This window comes from Bradyrhizobium sp. UFLA01-814, assembly GCF_046718885.1.
GTDB lineage: Bacteria > Pseudomonadota > Alphaproteobacteria > Rhizobiales > Xanthobacteraceae > Bradyrhizobium > Bradyrhizobium elkanii.
In genome coordinates this window covers 42,297-59,508 of the sequence record NZ_JAQOSR010000031.1, presented here as the reverse complement: position 1 = coordinate 59,508, position 17,212 = coordinate 42,297, and the positions used below count along the sequence as shown (strand labels likewise).

Sequence of the window (17,212 nt, the reverse complement as noted above, 5' to 3'; positions counted from 1 at the left end):
TACAACCGAACCCGCCTCAAATGCCTCGGCTACAAGACGCCAATCCAGGCCCTTGCCAATCAAACGGGACCAAACACTTTCGCAGGGCGACAGGGAATATGTTGCGCGGGCTACTACCCGGCCGCCGCGTCCGTCGGCGTCGCGGCGGCATCGAGCTGCCGTCCCTCGTGATCCATGTGCAGGTAGTTCGGGTTGAACAGGCCGGCCTGCATCAGCCGCTCGAGATTGGGGACGACCAGGGTCTTTCCCTTCAGTACGATCAGGCCGCCGGCGCGCAATTCCTGCAGCGTTCGGTTGACGTGAACCTTGGAGAGCCCGGTGGCATCGGCGAGATCGCCCTGGGTCAGCGGGAAATCACAGCTGTCGCCCTGGGTCAGGCCAGCGGCACGCAGCCGGAGCCAGATCTCGCACAGCAGATGGGCCATCCGCTCCAGCGCCGTTCGCTGGCCGAGGCTCATGGTCCATTCGCGCTGGATCGCCGCGTTGACCAGGGTTTCCCACCAGAACGCGGTCACGATGCGCGGATGTCCGGCTGCGACCTTGTCGAAGAATTCGCGGGAGAGGTCGGCGATCGACACTGAGGTGACGGTACCGATCGAATGATCCATCTCGCGCAGGATGAAGACGTTCACATCGCAAATGTCGCCGGGCAGGAAGAAGGCCACGATCTGACGCCGGCCGTCCTCGAGCTGCTTGTAGCGATAGGCCCAGCCGGACAGGATCAGATGGACGTCCTTCGGCTTCTCGCCTTCGCGGACGATGTCGACCCGCGGACCGAAATGCCGGACGCGCTCGGTGGATGCGCGATTGAGAAGGACGTGGTCTACCGGCGAAAGCCGTGCAAACTGCTCCAATTTCCGGATTAGCGACGGCAACGACATTGGTCTCCCGCATGTTCAATCGGGCAACTGCAGGACCGACTTCAATTACGTATGTTACATTGCACAGCTTTTGACGTATGTTCACTAGTGTACAGACGCCCCAAGGATGCGACGCTAATGTCGGCAACCGCCATACAGGTCAGCTCCGGTGGGGCGCCAGTGAAGTGCGGGCCCGGCGCCGCTCAGACGAACGGCACGCCGTAGTATTCGTTCACCGCGCGCGTGGCGCCGATATCCGACCAATTCCAATCCCGCTCGCTGCCGTATTTCGGCGCGCCGCGCAGCTGGCTCTCGGTGACGCCGGTGACATAACCGCCCAGCCTCGTGTCGTATTTGAGCGACTGCCAGGGCAGCGGATAATGGTCGTTGCCGAGACCGAGAATGCCGCCGAAGCCGAGCACGGCGTAAGACACCCGCCCGCTCTTCTTGTCGATCATCACCCGTTCGATCGAGCCGATCTTGCGCTCGTCGGAGCCATAGACCGCGGTGCCCTCGACCTTGTCGCTGCCGATCAGGTTTCCGACCTCCTTCTCGTCCATCGCCATGTCAGTTCTCCATTGATCCCTCGACGCCAACCGTCGACCCGGGTCATCGTTCCTGCCGCATTGCCGCGATTGCTGCAGAGCGGAACGCCGTTCAGCCTGTTGGAGGATCGCCGCGGTCGTCTGATGTCATGCCGGATCCCGGCGTCTTGTCGGCATCGTTCAATTTCGGATCACGCGTCGCTTCGCGCGCATTCGACTTTCGCGGGTCGGTCTTGTGCGCGGTTTGCGCGCGCTGCTTGTCGGCCGGCTGTTCCTGCCCCTTGTTGTCCTTCACGATACCCTGATTGGAATGTGCCATTGATGATGTCCTTCTTGGCTTATGTCCTTCTTGTTTCCTTGGCCGCTTTGCTTGAAGACATGCGGGCCTCGGCGATCAAATTCGCCGAGGCCCGTCACCGGAGTGGTCCACCGCCTTTCGGGGAGCAAAGCAGCGAACGCACGGGTGTTACGCAGAGCGCCGAAGATCGTTCCTGCGGTCCTGCGCGATCCTTGGTCCCGATCCTTGGTCGCGATTTTTGGTCGCGACTTTGGGCGCGTGTTTTTTCAATTCGCCCGATGTCATGGGTTAACGACGGCATCCGGGGAACAAGCCTAGTATTGCTGGTTCCAGCTCGGAGACGGCATGATCAAGAAGAAGCGCAACAGGTCGCGGCCTCCCGGATCGTTTGAAAACCGCTTGCAAAAATTCGCCGAAGATTCGCGCATTGCGGCACGCAAACTGCCGCCGGGACGGGAACGCGAAACGCTGATGAAGAAGGCCAGACAGACCGAGACTGTGATGGAAGTCAGCGAGTGGCTGACGTTCCGCAAGTAGCCGCGAGTCGCAAAGGAGAGCTGCGATGATCGAGGAACGGTTTGACTCACGCACGCTCTTCGCCATGAACGCTGCGCTTGATCGCGTTTGCGCAGACGCACCTCACGGCGAGGAACATGACACCCGCCGCCGCGTTGCCCGATACATCATCAAATGCGCCAAGAACGGCAGGACGACGCTCTCCGAGCTAACCGAAGCCGGACAGCAGGCGCTGGCCAAGGCCACCGCCGCGGCGGGATAACCGGCGCAATTGCCCTGTTGCCCTCGGCCCTCAGCAGAGGCAGCTACGCATGCGCATTGCAATCAGCATCGGCCTGCTGGCCTTTCTGGCCGCCGTCGGCGCCTACGCCTATGAAGGCCTGACCGTGGACGCTCCGGTGCCGACCTACGGCATCGTGGTGTTCACGATCGGCGTTGCTGTCCTGGCTGCGGTCTGCATCGGCCTGATGGGGCTGTTGTTCTATTCCAGCCGCCGCGGCTACGACGAGCCGCCGCACATCAAGCGGTAGGCGGCTTCGGCAGAGCCGCGGGGAGTCTTTCAGACCCGTTAGAGCGCGCTCAGGGTGACGGTGATAGCTTCCCGCGTCATTGCGAGCGAAGCGAAGCAATCCATAGCGCCGCAAGCGGAGAACTGGATTGCTTCGTCGCTTCGCTCCTCGCAATGACGGCGAAGGTTCTTACGACACCGCCGGCGCCCGCGCACGAATCTCCGCGACCTTGCGCTTCAGCGCTGCCTGCCGCGGATCGGGCAGGATGGCGGCGCGCGCTTCCGCAATGGCGTTGGCAAGATCGGGAAGCACGAGCACGCCGTCGAAGGTCGGCTTGGCGAGCCCGTCGATGATCACGTGCCAGTCCGCGATGCCCTGGCGGTAGGGATCGCCGTAACCCTGGATCATGGTCGCGGTCTGCACGACCGCCGGGGCGGCGCCCGGCTGCTTGGTCAGGCTGCGGTCGATCATGTGCAGCCAGCGCTCGACCCAGACGCGCTCCCTGGCATAGCGTCCCGAGAACAGCCGCCAGCGTTTCAGGCCCGCCTCGATCCTGAGCCGGCGAACGCTGAAGCGGTTGTTGGCGCTGAAGCGGATCGAGACCCGGCGACGCCGCCAGCCGAATTGATCCAGCACGCCGAGCACCGGATCGGCGACCACCGCCGGCAAGGCGTCGATCAACTCGTCAAGGCGAAACTTCTTGACGTCGTCGGCCGAGCGCGCCGCAAGGCCGCCCACCGCATTGACTTCGCCAAGCTTGAGCTGCGCGATGCGGATCGCGTCCTCATAGGCCATGCGCTCCGCCATCAGGCGGGCGATCTCGGCAAGCAGGGCGTCGTCGACGCCGCGGCGGCCGGCGAAGCGCTTGAGCCGGTCGATATAGAGCTGGGCGTAGCTCGTACTCTGATAGGCGATCAACCGATCGATGGCCTTGGTGACCGCGGGCCCGAGATGGTCCGGGCAGGCGTCGGGCAGCACCGGCGGCCCCTCGTCCTCATCGCCGATGATGTCGGCAAAGAGGTAACGGAGCGAAGCCAGGAGACCGTCGTCATCCGGCACTGCGGCGCCTCCAGAACTCGTCACGGGGCTCATGCAGGTTTTGGCTCCGCAACCTGTGGGGTCGTGTGCTGCGCAAGTTGCTGCTCGAGCGTCGAGATATTCTGGAACAGACGGGCGCTGGCGAGGCGCAGAAAGTAGAAGCCGAAGGCCGGGTTCTGGACGTAAAGCTGTTCGACCTGATCATAGGTCACTGACAGCACCATGCCGGTCTCGACGCACTCCAGCGTCTGGGTTCGCGTGTTCGACGGCGACAGCATGCCGAACTCGCCGACGAGGGCGCCGACCGGCAGCTCGATGCCCGATTCGACCAGGCGGAAGCGGCCGCTGACGATGTAGAACATGCTGTCGGCCTTCTCGTCCTTGTAGAACAGGACTTCGCCCGCGGTGCATTTGCGTTCCGTCGTGAACGGCTTCAGCCATTCCATCGACAGATCGCTGTTGACCGATTTCTTCACGTTGCGGACCAGTTGCAGCATCTGGTGCAGCCGATAGGTGTTCACCGGCAGCAGCACGGCATGCAGAATCAGCGTCGCATAATTGTGCGTCGGGATCGCGGTCGCGATCAGGATGATGTTGGTCAGGATGGCGAAGACGCGCAACGGGATCATGGTGCGCATTGACAGCGTGGCGACCACGAAGATCGAAGCGAAGAGACTGCCGGCAGCGCCGGCGTGCTGCGCGAGATGTGAGGTATCCATCGGAAACCAGCCAATGCTCAAGAAGTGAATAAGATCGTCTTATTAGTCGCTTCATTCCGGCCCGGGTCGCATCAGCGACCAGCATCCCTGATATACGGGAAAAAGCGACGATTTGTCCGATTTCTCACATTCGCGGGCGCAAAATCGGGCCAACATGGTTAGGCCTTTCGTCCAACAGATGCGGTCGTCTTCCCCAGCGATCATGCCGCCACGGCCTGCGCGTTGACGGCCTCAACCGGGAGAGGCACGTTGTGCCATCGGCTCCGCCGTTCGCAGGGCCTCAATTCCAGCAGTTCACCGACAGGCAAGCTCCGTTCCGATGTCCAAGCGGCTCGTCCTTCCGGCCTTGACGCGCTTCGTTTCCGCCACCGCCGGCCGCAACATGACCACGGCAGCCTATGTCGCGGTCGCGGCCGGCGTCGCCACGATGACGCTGCTGACGGTCGCGCCGGCCCATGACGCGGCGCCGCGCTGGGTCGATGCGCTGCTGTGGGCCTGCCTTGCCTATTTCGTGTTCGAATGGCTGGTGCGGCTGCGCCACATGGGCCGGCAGGGCAAGTTCTGGTTCTACGCGCTGTCGAGCGCCGGCGTGGTCGATGCGATCGGCGCGCTGGCCGTGCCGGTGGCCTTGCTGTCCGGCGTCGAGCCGAAAACCGCCTGGCTGCTCGGCGTGCTCTGGGTGCTCAAGGTGGTGCCGGGCATTCCCGGCCTGCGCCAGCTCCGGCGCGTGCTGGTGGTGGAGTCCGGGCCGCTGCTCAGCGTGCTCGTGATCTTCCTGATGGTGGTGTTCCTGGCCTCCGTCGCGGAATATTTCCTGGAGCGGGACGTCCAGCCGCAGACCTTCGGCAGTGTGCCGGCGGCGCTGTGGTGGGCGGTGGTGACGCTGACCACGACCGGCTATGGCGACGTGGTGCCGATCACCCCGCTCGGCCGCGTGGTCGCCGCCATGGTGATGATCTCGGGTCTCGGCGTGTTCGGGCTGTGGACCGGTATTCTGGCGACCGGCTTTGCCGCCGAAACCCGCCGCGACAATTTCTTGCGAACCTGGGAGACCGTCAGCAAGGTGCCGTTCTTCGCGCATCTCGGCCCGGCCGCGATCGCCGACGTCACCCAGATGCTGCGGACCATGGACCTGCCGCCGCGCACCATGATCATCCGCAAGGACACCAATGGCGACTGCATGTATTTCGTCGCCGCCGGCGAGGTCGAGGTCGACTTGCCCGGGCGCAAGGTGAAGCTCGGCGAAGGCGAGTTCTTCGGCGAGATGGCGTTGCTCGGTAACGCCAAGCGCGGCGCCAGCGTCGCGACCAGCAAGGTGACCAGGCTGTTGGTGCTTGACCTGGTCGATTTCCGCCTGTTGATGGCAAGGCATCCCGATCTCGCCGAGACCATCGATGCCGAGGCCAAGCGGCGCGAACGTGAGAATCAATGATGGAGACCAAGATGGCTGACGCGGCCGACACCGCCAGCGGACCCGTGCTCGAAATCGCGGGCGCGCGCGCAACGATCCGCCTCAACCGGCCGAAGCATCTCAACCGCCTGCAGGCCGAGGACCTCGGCGAGCTGCTGAAATTGTTCGACCGGATCGAGGCCGATCCTGCGATCCGCGTGCTGGTGCTGACCGGAACCGGCCGCGCGTTTTCCGCCGGCTACGACCTCAACTCGGTGGCCGAGCGCGCGGTGAGCGCGAGCGAGCAGCAGAGCGCGGGCTCGGCGTTCGAGGTCGTGGTCAACCGCCTCGAGGATTTGAGCATGCCGACGATCTGCCGGCTCAATGGCGGCGTCTATGGCGGCTCGACCGACCTCGCGCTCGCCTGCGACTTTCGCATCGGCGTCGATAGCGCCGAGATGTTCATGCCGGCGGCGCGGCTCGGGCTGCACTATTACAAGAGCGGCATCCAGCGCTACGTCACGCGGCTCGGCGTCGACAACGCCAAGATGCTGTTCCTGACCGCGCAAAGGATCACGGCACCGGAGATGCTGCGGATCGGCTACCTCACCGCGATGGTGCCGCTCGACCTGCTCGACGAGGAGGTCGACAAGCTCGCGACGATCCTGGCCGGCAACGCGCCCAAGGCGATGGCCGGCATGAAGCGCGCGATCAACGAGTTCGCCCGCGGCGAGCTGGACGAGGCCGCCGCCGATGCCCGTCACCGCGACAGCATGCGCGGCAACGAGATCAAGGAAGGCATCAAGGCATTCGCCGAGAAGCGTGCGCCGAGGTTTTGACCGAACGGATCACACTATCAGTCCCGTCACCCTGAGGAGCGCGGAACGCGCGTCTCGAAGGGTCGATGGCCCGGCTGGTGGCCGATTCATCCTTCGAGACGCGCTACGCGCTCCTCAGGATGACGGGTTCAACAGTGCGCGTTTGATCGCAAACTCTCGCTGCAGCCCGCTACGCCCGCTTGCTCCGCATCGCGCGGACCTGCGCGACCTCCGGGTCCGCCGCGAGTGCCTGGTAGCGCTTGCTGTCGACGGCGTAGAGCGCGATGCGGCCCTCGGCGTCGGCATGGACACCCCAGCCGAAACGCTTGCCGAGCGGCGAGGCGCGCATGCAGGCCTGGCCGCGCGAGAAGAACGTCTCGCGGGCGAGGCTGCGCGCCTTCTTCGCCGCTTTCGCATCGAGCGCGCGGCCGGCCGCCGACGTCGCGAACACCACGTCGTCGGAGGTGTACTTGTAGGGCGCGCCCGCGATCATCCGGTATTGCAGCACGGCAACCGTCGGCTGGCCGCCGCGCGGCTGCGGCTCCTCGCCGCGCTCCGCCGGGCAGTCCTCCGCGACGCGGATCAGGGTGTTGAAGCAGTTGGTGCTGTGCAGGACTTTCGTCATCGGGCCGATCCGTATCACACTCCGGCGGCCGCCGCATGCTGCGCCGCCATCTCGTCGTCGGCCTTCGATATCCGCTGGAAGGCCGGGCGCGCGGCGATGCGTTCGGCATGGCGGACGAACACGTCAGTTTTCGGCACGATGCCGAACATCATGGTCCAAGAGAGCGCGATGCCCCAGAGGATGTCGGCCGCCGTGATCTCTTCGCCGAGCAGATAGGGCCCCTTTGCCAGCTGCGTCTCCAGCGCGCCCAGCATGGTGTCGTAATCGGCGTAAGGCGACTGCGTGATCGGCGCGGGCTCGCGCTTCATGAAATGGTCGATCACGGCCGGCTCGAACGAGGACCCGTAATAGGTGATCCAGCGCAGATACGGGCCGCGACGCGGGTCGGTCAGCGCCGGCGTCAGGCCGGCCTGCGGAAACAGATCGGCGAGATAGATGAAGATCGCGACCTGTTCGGTCACCGGCGCGTCGCCATGGCGGATCGCCGGCACCTTGCCGAGCGGATTGATGGCGAGATAGGCGTCCTTGCGCTGCTCGCCCGCCTTCATGTTGAGAACGTGCAGATCGTAGGGCGCGCCGAGTTCCTCCAGCAGCACGCGGGTGCCGGTGGCGCGGCTCTGCGGCGAATAATACAGCGTGACGCGGTCGGTGGTGGTCATGGGCGGGTCTCCTTGCGCCGTCAGGGGCATGGCTCCTTATGTCCGCCTATACCTGACATCTTGTGTCAGGTATGATCTGGCCATGCGCGCGAGCCGGCTGTTTTCCATCCTCACCACCCTGCAGGCGCGGGGGCAGGTCACCGCGCCTGAGCTGGCGGAAGCCTGCGAGGTCTCGGTACGCACGATCTATCGTGACATCGACGCGCTCGCCGCCGCCGGCGTTCCCGTCTATGCCGACCGCGGCGCCGAGGGCGGCTATCGCCTGCTCGACGGCTATCGCGTGCGGCTCAACGGGCTGTCGCAGGGCGAGGCCGAGGCGCTGTTCATGGCCGGACTTCCGGGGCCCGCCGCCGCGCTCGGCCTCGATGCCGCGATGGCGGCGGCGCAGACCAAGCTGATGGCGGCGCTGCCGGAGAACCTGCGGCCCAACGCGAGAGGAATGCAGCAGCGCTTCCATCTCGACGCGCCCGGCTGGTTCGGCGAGACCGAGGAGCCGAGGCATCTGCGCGCTATCGCCGGCGCCGTGCTGCGCGAGACCATGCTCGAGATCCGCTACCAGAGCTGGAAGGCCGAGAAGCGGCGGCGCGTGGCACCGCTCGGCCTCGTGCTGAAGGGCGGCAGCTGGTATCTCGCCGGCCTTGTCGACGGCAATGTGCGCACCTATCGCGTCGCACGCGTGCTGGACTGCGCGACGCTGGAGACGCCGTTCGCGCGGCCCGCGGAGTTCGACCTCGCCGCCTATTGGGGCGCCTCGATCGAGCGGCTGGAGGCCGAGCTGCATCCGAACAAGGCCACGGTGCGGCTGTCGCCGCTCGGGCTGAAACTGTTCGACGCGCTTGCGCACCCTTACGTCAAGGCGCGGATGCGGCTCACTGATGGTACCGACGCCGACGGCTGGCGGCTCGCCACCATGCCGGTCGGCAAGACGGTTTGGCATGCGGCGACCGAGTTGCTGCGGCTCGGCGCCGAGGCCGAAGTGATCGCGCCGGGGGAGTTGCGCGAGAAGATGGCCGAGCTGACCGGCGCGATGGCCGCGCGCTATGCCGAGGCGCCGCCACGCCGCGCGGTGGCGGGCGCTAAAGCGCGATGAGACTGGGTTGAATGGAGCCGCAGGAGCAGCGCTCCCTCGCCCCGTTCTTACGGGGCGAGGTGGAGCAGAGTCTGCGGTTCGCTGCTTGCTAGTAGCGGCTGTCGGAGCTGATGACGAAGCGGTCGAAAAAATTCACCGGCAGGATCTCGAACCGGTCCAGCGTCAGCGTAATCCCGGTCACGAAGTCGACACCCTTGATCGTGCCCTCAAGATCGATCCGGCGGCCGCGACGCAGGCCGCGCGTTTCCGGATGTTGCTCGATGTCGAGATAGGCATAGATCGGATTGTCGAGCCGCGAATGGCGATGCCAGCCGCGCTGCAGGAAACTGAATTGCAGCACCGAGCCTGCGCCCCAGTCGATCGCGTCGAAGAAGCGGGTCTTCCAGGCGACCTGCTGGCCCAGATAATGCGCGGCGATGAACGCGTCACGCTCAAGCGCAGGCAGACGGTGCAGCTGCCAGCTGATCTCAGCCGGCGTCAGGGAGGCGTTATTCGCCATTTTTGTTCTTGTCGTTTCTTTGTAGCTTTTCTTGTCCTCGGCGGGGGGTGAACCGACCTTCCCGCCTTCAGGAAACTATACATCGACGAATGTGACAGTGTCTTCCACGGTTGCACGCGACGTGCGGTAGCTGTTCACCTTTTGCTCATGATCGGCATAGCCGAACGAGATACCGCAGACAACCCGGCGATCGTCGGCCAGGTTAAAATGACGGCGGATCAGCCCGGAATGGCGCGCGATCGCCGCCTGCGGGATGGTGCCGAGCCCGAGCGCCTGCGCCGCCAGCATGAAATTCGAGACATAGCCGCCGCAGTCGATCGCACCATAGATGCCGAGCGGCTCATTGGTGTGGATCACGGCAATGTGCGGCGCACCGAAGAAATTGTAGTTCTCCAGCGCCTGCTTTGCGTAGGCTGCCTTGTCGCCGCGCGCGATGCCGAGCGTGTTGTAGAGCTGGAAGCCGCTCTCGCGGCGACGCTCCAGGTAGACCCCGGCATATTCGCGAGGCGGCGTGAAGTCGTAGTCCTCGGCGAGGCCGCGCGAGGCCTCGGCATAGATCGCCTTGCGAAACCGCTCTTTGGCCTCGCCGGAGACGATCAGCACCTGCCAGGGCTGGCTGTTGCACCAGGACGCGGTGCGCTGCGCGGTCGACAGAATGTGCTCGATGACCTCGCGCGACACTTCGCGCGGCTGAAACGCGCGCACCGAGTAGCGCTCGTTGAGCAATTCCTCGAGCGCGCCGATGCGGTCCTCGGTCGCGTAACGCGGGTTCGGTGTCTTCGCGTCCATGATATATCCTCTTTTTTCGTCATTCCGGGGCACGCGAAGCGTGAACCCGGAATCTCGAGATTCCGGGTTCGATGCTTCGCATCGCCCCGGAATGACGACTAACCACCCCGCCCCTTGGTCGGGATCTTGTTGTAGGGCACGTCCTTGTCGACGCGGATGTCGCCGGGCAGGCCCAGCACGCGCTCGGCGATGATGTTGCGCAGGATCTCGTCGGTGCCGCCGGCGATGCGCATCGAGGGTGACGACAGTAGCATCTGCTGGAACTGGCCGTTGGCCTGCTCCTCATCGGTGCCGGTGAGGCTGCCCGCCGCGCCCTCGAGGTCCATCGCATAGGTCGCGATATCCTGCAGCATCAGGCCGGAGACGAGCTTGCCGATGGAGTTTTCCGGCCCCGGTCGCTCGCCCTTCGACAGCGCCGAGATGGCGCGGTAGCTGGTGTATTTCAGCCCGCTCGCCTTCACCGCCCAGCTCGCAAGCTTGGAGCGCACCGCCGGATCGTCGATCGCAAGACCGTCCTCCAGCATCAAATTGGAGCAGAATTCGAACATCTCGGGCACGCCGGTGGCGAGCCGCGCGCCGATCGACATGCGCTCGTTCATCAGCGTGGTCAGCGAGACGCTCCAGCCCTCGCCGACCGCCCCCAGCCGCTGGCTGTCCGGGATCACGACGTCGGTGAAATAGACCTCGTTGAACTCCTGCATGCCGTTGGCCTGCTTGATCGGCCTGACCTCGACGCCGGGGCTCTTCATGTCGAGGAAGAACATGGTGAGGCCCTTGTGCTTTGGCACATTCGGATCGGTGCGCGCGATCAACAGGCCGTAGTCGGAGTAATGCGCGCCTGAGGTCCAGATCTTCTGGCCGTTGACGACCCAGTTGTCGCCCTTCTTCTCGGCGCGGGTGCGCAGCCCCGCGACGTCGGAGCCGGCCGACGGCTCGGAGAACAGCTGGCACCAGATCTCCTCGCCCGAAGCGAGCTTGGGCAGATAGCGGCGTTTTGCGTCTTCGTTGCCCCAGGCCATCACGGTCGGGCCGCACATGCCCTCGCCGATCTGGAACGGCTGGGTCAGCTTGCCGTAGACGCCTTCTTCCTGCTGCCAGATCACGCGTTCGATCGGGGTGGCGCCGCGGCCGCCATATTCCTTCGGCCAATGCAGGCAGGCCCAGCCGCCCTCCGCCTTCTTCTTCTGCCAGGCCTTGCCGACCTCGACCATGTCGTGCTTCGCAAGCCTGATGCGGCCGAGCGACGACTTCGAGAGCTCCTCCTCGAACTCCTTCGGCGCGTTGGCCGCGATCCACTTGCGGGCGATGGCGCGGAACTCGGCTTCCTGCGGCGTGTCATCGAAATTCATGGCGGCTCCTTTTTCTTGTCATTCCGGGGCGCGCACAGCGCGAACCCGGAATCTGGAGATGAGCGGTGCGGCTCGAGGTTCCGGGTTCGCCGCTTCGCGCCGCCCCGGAACGACGGTTATGCTCTTCCCTTGGTCGGGATCTTGTTGAAGGGAACGTCCTTGTCGACCCTGATGTCGCCGGGCAGGCCCAGCACGCGCTCGGCGATGATGTTGCGCATGATCTCGTCGGTGCCGCCCTCGACGCGGGTGCCCGGCGCACGCAGCAGCATCGCCTGGAATTTGCCGGCGACCTCGGCATCCTCGGGTCCGCTCAAGGCACCCGCGGCGCCCTGCAGGTCGAGCGCGTAGGTCGCGACGTCCTGGATCATCGAACCGGCGACCAGCTTGCCGATCGAATTCTCCGGTCCCGGACGCTCGCCCTTCGACAGCGCCGAGACCGCGCGCATGCTGGTGTATTTCAGCCCGCTCGCCTTCACCGCCCAGTTCGCAAGTTTGGAGCGCACCGCGCGATTCTCGATCGCGGGGCCATCCTCCAGCATCAGGCTGCCGCAATAGTCGAACAGCTCGGGGAAGCCGGTGGCGACGCCGGCGCCGATCGACATCCGCTCATTCATCAGCGTCGTCAGCGACACGTTCCAGCCGTCATTGACATTGCCGAGCCGCTGCGAGTCCGGAATGCGCACGTCGGTGAAATAGACCTCGTTGAAGTCGGAGGCGCCGCTCGCCTGCTTGATCGGCCGGACCTCAACGCCCGGGCTCTTCATGTCCAGGAAGAACATGGTGAGGCCCTTGTGCTTGGGCACGGTCGGATCGGTGCGGGTGAGCAAGATGCCGTAGTCGGAATAATGCGCGCCTGAGGTCCAGATCTTCTGGCCGTTGATCACCCATTCGTCGCCGTGCTTCTCGGCGCGGGTGCGCAGGCCGGCGACGTCGGAGCCGCCGGCCGGCTCGGAGAACAGCTGGCACCAGATTTTCTCGCCGGAGGCGAGCGGCGGCAGATAGTTGCGCTTCTGCTCCTCGCCGGCGAACGCCATCATGGTCGGGCCGCACATGCCGTGGCCTATGATGAACATCGAGCTGAGGCGGCCGAACGGCCCCTCCTCCTGCTGCCAGATCACGCGCTCGATCGGCGAGGCGCCGCGACCGCCATACTCCTTCGGCCAGTGCAGGCAGGCCCAGCCGGCGTCGGCCTTTTTCTTCTGCCAGGCCTTTGCGACCTCGAGAATGTTGGCGCCCTTGAGCGCAACGCGGCCGAGCGAGGCCTTGCGCAGCTCGTCCTCATATTGCTTGGGCGCATTGGCCGCGATCCAGGCTTTCGCCTCGGCGCGGAATGCGGCCTCCTGCGGGGTGTCGTCGAAATTCATGGTGGCTTTCTTTCCGTCATTCCGGGGCGATGCGGAGCCTCGAACCCGGAATCTCGATTCCCAACCTCTGGATTCCGGGTTCGCGCGACGCGCGCCCCGGAATGACGAATCGTAGCGTTACGCCGCGTTCTTCTTGCGCATGCGATCGATCAGCGCGTCTTCCCAATAGGACAGGCTGCCGAGGCCAAGCGCCACCGCATTGGCGCGGCGATAGTACATGTGGCAGTCGAACTCCCAGGTGAAGCCCATGCCGCCATGGACCTGGATATTGTTCTTGGCGCAGTGCTGGAACGCCTGCGTCGCGCTGATGCGTGCGGCGGCGGCGGCTTCCGGCAATTCGCCGGCATTGGTCGAGAGCGCCCAGGCGCCGTAGTAGCAATTCGAGCGCGCCAGGGTCGCCGACACATACATATCGGCCAGCATGTGCTTGACTGCCTGGAACGAGCCGATCGGACGGCCGAACGCGATACGGTCGAGCGCATAGTCGCGGCCCATCTCCAGCGCGCGGTCGGCACCGCCGACCTGCTCGAACGCCATCAGCACGGCGGCGCGATCCAGCACCTGGGTGATCACGCTCCAGCCTTCGCCGGTGGCGCCGAGCGGCTCGGCCTTGGCGTCCTTGAAGGTGATCTCGGCCTGACCGCGGGTGAGGTCGATGTTGGTCAGCGACTTGACCTCGACATCGCTGCCCTTGAGGTCAACGATGAACAACGAGATGTCGGACTCGCGTCCGCTCGAGCCGGTGCGCGCGGCGACCACGGCGAAATCGGCGATCGCACCATCCGGCACCGGCTTCTTGACGCCGTTGAGCACGCCGCCATTGGCCGTCACGTTGATCGCCTTCGGCGACGGGTTACCCTTGCCCTCGAACAGCGCCAGCGTGCCGATGGCTTCACCCGCGGCGATCTTCGGCAGCCACTTCTGCTTCTGCACGTCACTGCCTGCGATCAGGATCGCTTCGGCGGCGAGATAGACCGTGGAGGAGAACGGCACCGGCGCCAGCGCGCGGCCCATTTCCTCCGCAATCACGCAGAGCTCGAGATGGCCGGCACCCGCGCCGCCGAACTGTTCCGGAATCGCGACGCCGAGGAAGCCCATCTCGGCGAGACCCTTCCACAGCGCCTTGTCGTAAGGCGCCTTGCCGTCGAGCACCTCGCGCACGGCCTTCGGCGGGCACTGTTCGCTGAGGAACTTCCGCGCCTCGTCGCGCATCTGCTTCTGTTCGTCGGAGAAATCGAAGTTCATGGCGCTTACCTTTTTCTTGCTGTCATTCCGGGGCGATGCGCAGCATCGAACCCGGAATCTCGACGTAAGGAACCTCTGGATTCCGGGTTCACGCTTCGCGTGCCCCGGAATGACGCGTTTGCTTTCGTAGGATCAGTTCAAGATGATCACGTCGTCGCCGGGCTTGCCGGCATACAGCTTCTCGACCAGTGCGGCGCGGCGTTCGAGGCCGGCGCGCTGGTTGATGTAGCCCTTGTCGGTGAGTTCGTTGCCGTCGATCGACGGCGGCTCGACCATCAGCATCGCACGCGCGATGCGCATGCTGCTGCCGGTGGTGGACGCATTGTGCGCCTGCAAGCCCTTCTTGAGGCACGCGACCACCTCGGGATGCCGGATCACGTCCTCATAGCTCGCATCCGCATTGCCGACGAGCTGGCGGCAGGCATGCAGGTTCGGCCAGCACAGCAGGCCGATGAACTCACGGTCCTGCCCCGCAACCAGCGCGTCATGCACGACCGGCGTCGCGGCCGCGATCGCATCGGTGCGCAACGAGCCGACATGCACGAACGTTCCGGTGGTCAGCTTGAAATCCTCGACCACGCGGCCGGCAAAGATGATGCCCTGCAGCGGGTCTTCGGGGTCCACGAACACGCCGGCATCGCCGATGCAGTAGAAGCCTTCCTCGTCGAACATCTTTGCCGTGAGGTCCGGCTGGCCGAAATAGCCGGGCGTGACGTTGACGCCGCGCAGCCGCAATTCGTATTTCGAGCCGCACGGCACCATCTTCAGCTCGACGCCGGGGAACGGCAGGCCGATCAGGCCGACACGCTCGGTGTCCCAATAGGTGCCGGTCGAGGTCGGCGCGGTCTCGGTCGAGCCCCAGCCGGTGTAGAACACGATCCGCTCGCCCGTGGTCTTCACCGCCAGCGCCTGCATACGGTCATAGAGATCGTCGGGCAGCCGGGCGCCGCCATAGGCCATGATCGAGAGGTTCTTGAAGAAGCTCGCGCACAGCGCCGCGTCCTTCTCCATCGCGGCGGCGAGCGCGGCATAGCCGGCCGGCACGTTGGCGTAATAGGTCGGCGACACCTCGCGCAGGTTCCTGATGGTCTCCTCGAGCTGGCCCGGCATCGGCCGGCCGTCGTCGATATAGAGCGTGCCGCCGTCGACCAGCACCGGATTGAACGCGGCGTTGCCGCCCATGGTGTGATTCCACGGCATCCAGTCGAGCACCGTCGGGATCGGTCCCTCCGTTTCACGCGGGCGCACCTGCATCATCATCGCCGCATTGGCACACATCATCTCCTGGGTGTTGATGACGGCCTTGGGCATGCCGGTCGAGCCCGAGGTGAACAGCAGCTTGCCGACGGTCTTGGGCGTGATCTTCGCGATGGACTCGCCGACCGCAGCCGTCACCGGCGTTGCCGCGAGGTCGGCAAAGGCCGCGCTCTTGATCCCCTCGCAGGGACGCAGGACGTGGACGACCGTGATGCCCGTGAGATCGATCGCCTTCAGCGCCTTCTCGAAGGTCGGGCCGTCCTGCACCATCACGACGGCTGGCTTGATCAGGTTGAACAGGTATTTGAGCTTGAGATGATCCTGGCTCATCAGCGAATAGGCCGGCGACACCGGCGCGGCCGGCAGCCGCGCCTGCATCGCAGCCTGCGTCATCAGCGCGTGCTCGATCGAATTGCCAGAGAGGATCGCGACGGGCCGGCCGTCGCCAACGCCGAGATCGAGCAGGCCTTGCGTCAGCGCATCGACAGTGCGCTTGGCTTCACCATAGGAGACCTTGCGCCACTGCCGGTCGGGACCGCCGCGTTGCGCGAGCCAGATCCGCTCCGGCGCCTGCGCCGCCCATTTGGCGAGATAGGCCGGAATATGCGTCTCGTAGGCCTGGAGCGGAATCCGCGACTTCAGGACGACGGTACCGTCACCGCGCCGCTCGACCGCGATGTCACGTGCGAGCCAATCCACCTTGCGAAAGGCAGGTTTCGTCAGCATCGCCGCGTCTCCATCCATTTTGCGTCTCCCGGAATTCTTGTCCTTTAGAGGATCTGTTCTCAGCGCCTGATATAGACAGGCTTTCGTTTCTCGAGAAAGGCCCTGATGCCTTCCTGGAAATCTTCCGAGCGGCTGCACAGCACCTGATTGCGATCTTCCATCGCAATCACGGCCTCGATCGAGCCGGCATCGACGCTCATGTTGATGCACTCCTTCGAGAGGCGGAGACCGACCGGCGAGGCCGTCATCATCGCCTCGACATAAGGATTGGCCGCAGCATCGAGATCGCCGGCCTCGACCACCTCGGACACCAGGCCGACCGCAAGCGCGCGGTCGGCATGGATGAATCGCCCGGTCAGGATCAGTTCGGAAGCAACCGACACGCCGACGAGGCGCGGCAGGAAATAGCTGGTGCCGATATCGCAGCCGCCGAGACCGAGCTTGATGAAGGCGCAATTCATCCGCGCGTTCGTCGCCGCGATGCGGATGTCGGCCGCGAGCGCCAGCGCGAAGCCGCCGCCGGCGGCCGCGCCCTGCACCAGCGCGATGATCGGCTGCGGAGCGCGCCGCATCAGCATCACGATGTCGGCAATGCGGCGCTGCGAGTCCAGCGACTCCGTGACGCCGGGCGGCTCGGCCTGCCCGCCGCGGCGCGCCATCGCGTGCTTGAGGTCGAGCCCGGCGCAAAAATTCGCACCGGCGCCCTTCAGCACCACGACGCGGGTGTCGCGATTGCGCTGCAGGCCCTGGAAATAGACGTTGAGCGCGTCGATCAGCGAAGGATCGAGTGCGTTGAGGCTTTCCGGGCGATTGAGCGTGACCCAATCTGTTCCGTCGTGATGTTCGATCAGCAGCGGCTGAGACACGCGCATGGTCCTCCCGACCGTTCAGCGAACGCGATGCTCGTTGCTGTGCC

20 protein-coding genes are annotated in these 17,212 nt (G+C 65.0%); 6 read left to right on the top strand and 14 right to left on the bottom strand.

Annotation, left to right across the window (positions count from 1 at the left end; translation table 11 throughout):
* Positions 1 to 113: 113 nt before the first annotated feature.
* From PMN64_RS12345 to PMN64_RS12335, 3 genes are all read right to left on the bottom strand, one after another.
* Positions 114 to 875 (bottom strand): Crp/Fnr family transcriptional regulator, encoded by a 762-nt coding sequence (locus PMN64_RS12345; protein ID WP_411780888.1) that lies wholly within the window; start codon positions 873 to 875, stop codon positions 114 to 116.
* A gap of 188 nt (positions 876 to 1,063) precedes the next feature.
* Positions 1,064 to 1,426, bottom strand: coding sequence for a PRC-barrel domain-containing protein (locus tag PMN64_RS12340; protein WP_028339100.1), 363 nt, complete (start codon positions 1,424 to 1,426; stop codon positions 1,064 to 1,066).
* 91 nt (positions 1,427 to 1,517) lie between these two features.
* Positions 1,518 to 1,724 (bottom strand): hypothetical protein, encoded by a 207-nt coding sequence (locus tag PMN64_RS12335; RefSeq protein WP_028339101.1) that lies wholly within the window; start codon positions 1,722 to 1,724, stop codon positions 1,518 to 1,520.
* 324 nt (positions 1,725 to 2,048) lie between these two features.
* On the opposite strand from PMN64_RS12335, the gene PMN64_RS12330 reads away from it, so the two are divergent.
* From PMN64_RS12330 to PMN64_RS12320, 3 genes are read left to right on the top strand one after another with little or no spacing between them, the layout of a single operon-like run.
* On the top strand, positions 2,049 to 2,240 hold the full coding sequence (locus tag PMN64_RS12330) for a hypothetical protein (RefSeq protein ID WP_038384855.1): 192 nt from the start codon (positions 2,049 to 2,051) through the stop codon (positions 2,238 to 2,240).
* Positions 2,241 to 2,265: 25 nt separating this feature from the next.
* Positions 2,266 to 2,481, top strand: a complete 216-nt coding sequence (locus PMN64_RS12325) for a hypothetical protein (protein WP_028339102.1) — start codon at positions 2,266 to 2,268, stop codon at positions 2,479 to 2,481.
* 49 nt (positions 2,482 to 2,530) lie between these two features.
* Complete coding sequence (locus PMN64_RS12320) at positions 2,531 to 2,749, top strand: hypothetical protein (protein ID WP_028339103.1); 219 nt, start codon at positions 2,531 to 2,533, stop codon at positions 2,747 to 2,749.
* 168 nt (positions 2,750 to 2,917) lie between these two features.
* Here PMN64_RS12320 and PMN64_RS12315 read toward each other — a convergent pair whose 3' ends face one another.
* Together PMN64_RS12315 and PMN64_RS12310 are read right to left on the bottom strand one after the other, a co-directional pair.
* Positions 2,918 to 3,820 (bottom strand): DUF6537 domain-containing protein, encoded by a 903-nt coding sequence (locus PMN64_RS12315; protein WP_411780887.1) that lies wholly within the window; start codon positions 3,818 to 3,820, stop codon positions 2,918 to 2,920.
* Positions 3,817 to 4,485 (bottom strand): Crp/Fnr family transcriptional regulator, encoded by a 669-nt coding sequence (locus PMN64_RS12310; RefSeq protein WP_028339105.1) that lies wholly within the window; start codon positions 4,483 to 4,485, stop codon positions 3,817 to 3,819. The genes PMN64_RS12315 and PMN64_RS12310 overlap by 4 nt, the downstream gene beginning before the upstream one ends.
* 319 nt (positions 4,486 to 4,804) lie before the next feature.
* Here PMN64_RS12310 and PMN64_RS12305 point away from each other — a divergent pair, with 319 nt between their 5' ends.
* Both PMN64_RS12305 and PMN64_RS12300 read left to right on the top strand, forming a co-directional pair.
* On the top strand, positions 4,805 to 5,917 hold the full coding sequence (locus tag PMN64_RS12305; protein ID WP_304497554.1) for a cyclic nucleotide-gated ion channel: 1,113 nt from the start codon (positions 4,805 to 4,807) through the stop codon (positions 5,915 to 5,917).
* A gap of 11 nt (positions 5,918 to 5,928) precedes the next feature.
* Complete coding sequence (locus PMN64_RS12300; RefSeq protein WP_411780886.1) at positions 5,929 to 6,714, top strand: enoyl-CoA hydratase/isomerase family protein; 786 nt, start codon at positions 5,929 to 5,931, stop codon at positions 6,712 to 6,714.
* A gap of 169 nt (positions 6,715 to 6,883) precedes the next feature.
* Here PMN64_RS12300 and PMN64_RS12295 read toward each other — a convergent pair whose 3' ends face one another.
* Together PMN64_RS12295 and PMN64_RS12290 are read right to left on the bottom strand one after the other, a co-directional pair.
* Entirely contained in the window at positions 6,884 to 7,318 is a 435-nt protein-coding gene (locus PMN64_RS12295; protein WP_411780885.1) for a DUF6157 family protein, read from the bottom strand.
* A gap of 14 nt (positions 7,319 to 7,332) precedes the next feature.
* Positions 7,333 to 7,977 (bottom strand): glutathione S-transferase family protein, encoded by a 645-nt coding sequence (locus PMN64_RS12290; protein ID WP_411780884.1) that lies wholly within the window; start codon positions 7,975 to 7,977, stop codon positions 7,333 to 7,335.
* 82 nt (positions 7,978 to 8,059) lie between these two features.
* On the opposite strand from PMN64_RS12290, the gene PMN64_RS12285 reads away from it, so the two are divergent.
* Positions 8,060 to 9,067, top strand: coding sequence for a helix-turn-helix transcriptional regulator (locus PMN64_RS12285; protein WP_411780883.1), 1,008 nt, complete (start codon positions 8,060 to 8,062; stop codon positions 9,065 to 9,067).
* A gap of 88 nt (positions 9,068 to 9,155) precedes the next feature.
* Here the strand turns inward: PMN64_RS12285 and PMN64_RS12280 are convergent, their stop codons facing one another.
* The 7 genes from PMN64_RS12280 to PMN64_RS12250 all read right to left on the bottom strand — a co-directional run bounded on the left by PMN64_RS12280 (position 9,156) and on the right by PMN64_RS12250 (position 17,162).
* Positions 9,156 to 9,566 carry a hypothetical protein gene (locus PMN64_RS12280; RefSeq protein WP_028339111.1) on the bottom strand — a complete coding sequence of 137 codons (411 nt, stop codon included), beginning with the start codon at positions 9,564 to 9,566 and terminating at the stop codon, positions 9,156 to 9,158.
* A 75-nt stretch (positions 9,567 to 9,641) separates the two neighbouring features.
* Complete coding sequence (locus tag PMN64_RS12275; protein WP_411780882.1) at positions 9,642 to 10,355, bottom strand: nitroreductase; 714 nt, start codon at positions 10,353 to 10,355, stop codon at positions 9,642 to 9,644.
* Positions 10,356 to 10,453: 98 nt separating this feature from the next.
* A complete protein-coding gene (locus tag PMN64_RS12270) occupies positions 10,454 to 11,704 on the bottom strand; it encodes an acyl-CoA dehydrogenase (protein ID WP_411780881.1) in 1,251 nt (416 codons plus the stop codon).
* 116 nt (positions 11,705 to 11,820) lie between these two features.
* A complete protein-coding gene (locus PMN64_RS12265) occupies positions 11,821 to 13,068 on the bottom strand; it encodes an acyl-CoA dehydrogenase (RefSeq protein ID WP_411780880.1) in 1,248 nt (415 codons plus the stop codon).
* Positions 13,069 to 13,185: 117 nt separating this feature from the next.
* Complete coding sequence (locus tag PMN64_RS12260) at positions 13,186 to 14,313, bottom strand: acyl-CoA dehydrogenase family protein (protein ID WP_411780879.1); 1,128 nt, start codon at positions 14,311 to 14,313, stop codon at positions 13,186 to 13,188.
* A gap of 132 nt (positions 14,314 to 14,445) precedes the next feature.
* Positions 14,446 to 16,314, bottom strand: coding sequence for an AMP-binding protein (locus PMN64_RS12255; protein ID WP_411780878.1), 1,869 nt, complete (start codon positions 16,312 to 16,314; stop codon positions 14,446 to 14,448).
* Between the two features lie 41 nt (positions 16,315 to 16,355).
* On the bottom strand, positions 16,356 to 17,162 hold the full coding sequence (locus PMN64_RS12250; RefSeq protein ID WP_411780877.1) for an enoyl-CoA hydratase/isomerase family protein: 807 nt from the start codon (positions 17,160 to 17,162) through the stop codon (positions 16,356 to 16,358).
* Positions 17,163 to 17,212: the final 50 nt, after the last annotated feature.